The organism is Amycolatopsis ruanii, assembly GCF_003385175.1.
GTDB lineage: Bacteria > Actinomycetota > Actinomycetes > Mycobacteriales > Pseudonocardiaceae > Amycolatopsis_E > Amycolatopsis_E thermalba.
Map to the genome: position 1 here is coordinate 1 of NZ_PQHY01000142.1, position 5,441 is coordinate 5,441.

The following is a 5,441-nucleotide window of genomic DNA, read 5'->3' on the forward strand; positions in this document are numbered from 1 at the left end:
TTGTCTAGGAACAGGCGGCCTCCCTGATCCCACACCTCGCTGTTGGGCGCCGGCGGCAGGTGTTGATAAGGGACAGGATCGGGGGCGGGGGAGGTGTGGGGCTTGGTCGGTTCTGTTGCGTTGCCGGCTTGCGTTTTCTGGTGGTTGGTAAAAGAAAAAGGCGCCCTCCCCGCTTCGCGGAGAGGGCGCCTTGCCTGGCTGGATCAGCTGAACGCCTTTGCGATCAGTGCCTTCTGCTCCACCTCGTGCACCTTGGACGAACCGGCCGACGGGGCAGCCATCGGCCGCCGCGAGACCACGTCCAGCTTGCCGAGCACGTCCGGGAACGTGCGCGGCAGGTGGAGGCCGAAGAACGGCCACGCGCCCTGGTTCTCGGGCTCCTCCTGGACCCACACGACCTCGGCGCCGGTGTAGCGCTCCAGCGCCGCCAGCAGCTTCTTCTTCGGCAGCGGGTAGTACTGCTCGATGCGCACGATCGCGACATCGTCGGCCTCGCGCTTGGCTCGCTCGGCCACCAGCTCCCAGTAGAGCTTGCCCGAGGTCAGTAGCACCTTTCGCACCTTGCCGGGCTCGACCTGCGCGTCGTCGATCACCGACATGAACTTCGAGTCGCCGGTGAAGTCCTCCAGGCCCGACGTCGCCGCCTTGTTCCGCAGCATCGACTTCGGGGTGAAGACGATCAGCGGGCGCTGGATGCCGTCCAGCGCGTGGCGGCGCAGCAGGTGGAAGTAGTTCGCCGGGGTGGACGGCACCGCGACGGTCATCGAGCCCTCGGCGCACAGCGACAGGAACCGCTCGATGCGGCCCGACGTGTGGTCCGGGCCCTGGCCCTCGTGGCCGTGCGGCAGCAGCAGCACGACGTCCGACCGCTGGCCCCACTTGGCCTCACCGGACGAGATGTACTCGTCGATCACCGTCTGGGCGCCGTTGACGAAGTCACCGAACTGCGCTTCCCACAGCACCAGCGCGTCGCTGTTGGCCACCGAGTAGCCGTACTCGAAACCGACGGCCGCGTACTCCGACAGCGCCGAGTCGTAGATCATCACCCGGCCCTGCTCGTCGGCCAGGTTCTGCAGCGGCGCGTACTCCCGGCCGGTCTTGCGGTCGATCAGCACCGAGTGGCGCTGGGTGAACGTGCCGCGGCGGGAGTCCTGACCGGACAGCCGCACCAGGCGGCCCTCCATCGCCAGCGAACCGAACGCCAGCAGCTCGCCGAAGGCCCAGTCGATACCGCCCTCGCGGGACATCTTGTGCCGCCGCTCCATGACCGGCTTGACCCGCGGGTGCGGGGTGAAACCCTCGGGCACGTTGACGAACGCGTCGCCGATCCGCTCGATGACCTCGGCCGGCACCGCCGTCGGCACCTTCGCCGGCACCTGCTGCTCCTCCTCGACCGAGGGGCTCGGCGCGATCGGGTGCTTCTCCAGCTCGCGGACCTCGTTGAAGACGTGCTCCAGCTGGCTCGAGAAGTCCCGCAGCGCGGCCTCGGCCTCCTCGACGGAGATGTCCCCGCGGCCGATCAGCGACTCGGTGTAGGTCTTCCGCACCGAGCGCTTGGTGTCGATGATGTCGTACATCGCCGGCTGCGTCATCGACGGGTCGTCGCCCTCGTTGTGGCCGCGGCGGCGGTAGCAGATCATGTCGATGACGACGTCCTTGTTGAACGCCTGGCGGTAGTCGACGGCCAGCTTGCCCACCCAGTGCGCCGCCTCCGGGTCGTCCCCGTTCACGTGGAAGATCGGGGCGCCGATCATCTTCGCCACGTCGGTCGCGTACTGCGAGGAGCGGGCGTGCTCCGGCGCGGTGGTGAAGCCGACCTGGTTGTTGATGATGATGTGCACGGTGCCGCCGGTGCGGTAGCCGCGCAGCAGCGCCAGGTTCAGCGTCTCCGCCACGACACCCTGGCCGGCGAAGGCCGCGTCACCGTGCAGCAGCACGGGCAGCACCGAGAAGCCGCCGGTGTCGCTGTCGCCCTTGTCGAGGATGTCCTGCTTGGCGCGGACGATGCCCTCGAGCACCGGGTCGACCGTCTCCAGGTGGGACGGGTTGGACGCCAGCGACACCCTGGTCTCGCCGTCGCCGAACATGCGGAAGTACTTGCCCTCCGCGCCCAGGTGGTACTTCACGTCACCGGAGCCGTGCGCCTGGCCCGGGTCGAGGTTGCCCTCGAACTCCTGGAAGATCTGCGAGATCGGCTTGCCGACGATGTTGGCCAGCACGTTCAGGCGGCCGCGGTGCGGCATGCCGATGACGACCTCGTCCAGCTCGTGCTCGGCGGCCTTGTCCAGGACGGTGTCCAGCAGCGGGATCACCGTCTCGCCGCCCTCCAGCGAGAACCGCTTCTGGCCGACGTACTTGGTCTGCAGGAACGTCTCGAACGCCTCGGCCGCGTTCAGCTTCGACAGGATGTACTTCTGGACGTTGGGGTCCGGCTTGGCGTGCGGGACCTCCACGCGGTCCTGGATCCAGCGGCGCTCCTCCGGGTCCAGGATGTGGGTGTACTCGACGCCGACGGTCCGGCAGTAGGAGTCGCGCAGCACGCCCAGGACGTCGCGCAGCTTCATCTTCTGCTGGCCGGCGAACCCGCCCACGGCGAACTCGCGGTCGAGGTCCCACAGCGTCAGGCCGTGCGAGAGGATGTCCAGGTCCTCGTGGCGGCGCTGGCGGTAGTTCAGCGGGTCGGTGTCGGCCATCAGGTGGCCGCGCATCCGGTAGGCGTCGATCAGCTCCAGCACCCGGGCGGTCTTGTCGATCTCGCCCTCGGGGATGTCGGAGACCCAGCGGACCGGCTCGTAGGGCAGCCGCAGCGACGTGAAGATGTCGTCGTAGAAGCCGTCCCCGCCGAGCAGCAGCTCGTGGATGCGCTTGAGGTACTCGCCCGACTCCGCGCCCTGGATGATGCGGTGGTCGTAGGTCGAGGTCAGCGTCATGATCTTGCTGATGCCCAGGTCGACCAGGGTCTTCTCGCTGGTGCCCTCGAAGTGGGCGGGGTACTGCATGGCGCCGACGCCGATGATCGCGCCCTGGCCGGCCTGCAGGCGCGGCACCGAGTGGTTGGTGCCGATGCCGCCCGGGTTGGTCAGCGAGATGGTGGTGCCGGCGAAGTCGTCCGCGGTCAGCTTGTTGTTGCGGGCCTTCTTGACGATGTCCTCGTAGGCCTGCCAGAACTGGCGGAACGTCATGTTCTCGCAGTTCTTGATCGAGGCGACGACCAGCGTGCGGCCGCCGTCCTTGCCCTTCATGTCGATGGCGAGGCCGAGGTTGACGTGCTCCGGCGTGACGGCGTGCGGCTTGCCGTCGACCAGCGCGTAGTGCCGGTTCATGTTCGGGAAGTCCTGCAGCGCCCGCACCATGGCGTAGCCGATGAGATGCGTGAACGAGATCTTCCCGCCACGGGTGCGCTTGAGGTGGTTGTTGATGACGATGCGGTTGTCGGCCATCAGCTTGGCCGGGACCGCGCGCACGCTGGTGGCGGTCGGCACGGCCAGCGAGGCGTCCATGTTCTTGGCGATCGCGGCGGCGGCGCCCCGCAGCTGCTTGCTCTCCGGCTCGGCCGCCGCCGGCTTGGAGGCCGCAGCCGCCGCGGCGGCCGGCTTGGCGGCGGCGGGCTTCGCGGGCTGGGCGGCCGGCTTCGCGGCGGGCTTCGGCTGGGTGGGCGCGGCCGGGGCAGTCGCAGCCTGGTCGACCTGGCCGTTGCCCGGCTTGGCGGGCTGCTCACGGACGGGCGCGGGGGCGGCGTCCGGCTTCGACTCGGTGGCCTGCGTCGGCTTGAAGTCCGAAAAGAACTCGTGCCATGCGGCGTCTACTGAAGAGGGGTCGGCGAGGAACTGGTCGTACATCTCCTCGACGAGCCATTCGTTGGGGCCGAACTGTGACGCAGGGCTGCTGCTGGACACGGCAGGGACTCGCCTCTATCCATATCTCGATCTTGTTGTCCGCTTGATGCGCCTACCAGGCTAACCCCCTCGCGTTCGCCGTTGTGACCGAAGTGGCCCAAGTCCCGGGACTGGTGTTTGGGATTCCTCACTTGATCGGTCCAGCGTGCGTCCGGACGAGTAAGGGACCTGCCGGAATCGAGTACGGGGCCGGTGTGGAACCGGTACGGTCGCCGGACCGTCTCCAGTAAGAGCGGAAAGGGGTCGTCAGGTGGCGGATCTGTCGGACATCGAGCGCATGGTCGGCGACTGGGAGCGCAACGCGGTCGAGCGGTCGCAGCGCTTCCAGGCGATGCAGCACGAGGTCGAACAGATCTCGATCACTGAATCGGTGGCTGGCGGCGCGGTCAGCGTGACCGTCGGTAACAACGGCATCCCCACCGGGGTGCGGATGACCGACGCGGTCCGGTCGATGAGCCCGGACGAGATCGCGGCCAACGTGCTCAAGGCGATGCAGAAGGCCCAGTCGAAGTATCCGCAGGTCATCCAGGAGATCGTGGCCGGGACCGTGGGCGAGTCGGACAGCGCGGCGCAGCACATCGTGCGGACCGCGGAGGAGAACTTCCCGGAGCCACCCGCGGAGGACCCCGAGCCGCCCGCGCCGGGCCGCCAGCTGCGGATCGAGACCGAGGCCGACGACGAGCCGCCGCGGCAGCCACGCAGGCCGGCGCCGCCGCAGCGGCCCCGCCGCGACGACGGTGACGACGACTTCGGGGACCAGTCCTTCCTGCGACGCGACTAGGGGGAGCGATGACCAGCAGCTTCGCGCGGGGTGCCGCGGCGAGGGCGGGCGGTTCGGCGTCCCGCGGGGCCGCCAACGGCTACGAGGTGCTCACCGACGAGCTCGGCACGCACGCCGGCAAGGTCGACGGGCTGGCACAACGCTTGCAGACCGCTGTCGACGCGGCCCGCCAGGTGAGCATGGACAACAGCGCGTTCGGCGTGATCTGCCAGCCGTTCGCGATGATGCTCGACCCGTTCGAGCAGATGGGCATCCGGGCGCTGGAGACGGCGAAGGAGTCGGTCACCGGCACGGCGGGCAACGTGCGCACGGCGGTCACCAAGTACGAGGGCCAGGACGAGGACACCCGGCAGACGGTCAAGCAGCTGGGTGAACCACTGACATGAGCAATCCGCTGGTGGCGCAGGCGCAGTCCCAGACGACGGCGGTCACCGGTATCGGGATTCTGGAGTCGGCGCAGGACCTGTCCAACGGCATCAAGGACGGGTCGTGGGTCGAGGGTGGGCTGGGTGCGTTGGGCACTGGTCTCGAGGTTCTGTCGATGGTGATCGATCCGCTGGGGACGCTGGCTCAGTACGGGGTGGCGTGGTTGATCGAGCACGTGCGGCCGTTGAAGGAGGCGTTGGACTGGTTGGCGGGGGATCCGCCGGTGATCCAGTCGTTTTCGGATACCTGGGCGAATGTGGCGGCCGAGGTGGGTGTGGTCGCGGGGGATTTGAAGAACGAGGTCGAGGGTGGTACGGCGGGGTGGGCCGGTCAGGGGG

The 5,441-nt window shown here is 68.5% G+C and carries 3 protein-coding genes and 1 pseudogene; 3 read left to right on the plus strand and 1 reads right to left on the minus strand.

Going from position 1 to position 5,441, the window contains the following annotated elements:
* Positions 1–203 precede the first annotated feature (203 nt).
* Positions 204–3,896 (minus strand): multifunctional oxoglutarate decarboxylase/oxoglutarate dehydrogenase thiamine pyrophosphate-binding subunit/dihydrolipoyllysine-residue succinyltransferase subunit, encoded by a 3,693-nt coding sequence (locus tag D0D28_RS34965; protein ID WP_116115472.1) that lies wholly within the window; start codon positions 3,894–3,896, stop codon positions 204–206.
* 250 nt (positions 3,897–4,146) lie between these two features.
* Here D0D28_RS34965 and D0D28_RS34970 point away from each other — a divergent pair, with 250 nt between their 5' ends.
* The 3 genes and pseudogenes from D0D28_RS34970 to D0D28_RS34980 all read left to right on the plus strand — a co-directional run.
* Positions 4,147–4,677, plus strand: a complete 531-nt coding sequence (locus D0D28_RS34970; protein ID WP_116115474.1) for a YbaB/EbfC family nucleoid-associated protein — start codon at positions 4,147–4,149, stop codon at positions 4,675–4,677.
* A gap of 8 nt (positions 4,678–4,685) precedes the next feature.
* Complete coding sequence (locus D0D28_RS34975) at positions 4,686–5,063, plus strand: type VII secretion target (RefSeq protein ID WP_116115476.1); 378 nt, start codon at positions 4,686–4,688, stop codon at positions 5,061–5,063.
* Positions 5,060–5,441: pseudogene (locus tag D0D28_RS34980) on the plus strand (hypothetical protein); the annotation flags it as partial. The gene D0D28_RS34975 and the pseudogene D0D28_RS34980, both read left to right, overlap by 4 nt.

Excerpts from the sequence above, each read along its gene's own strand:
- D0D28_RS34975 (WP_116115476.1), top strand. The coding sequence starts at position 4,686 with ATGACCAGCAGCTTCGCGCGGGGTGCCGCGGCGAGGGCGGGCGGTTCG.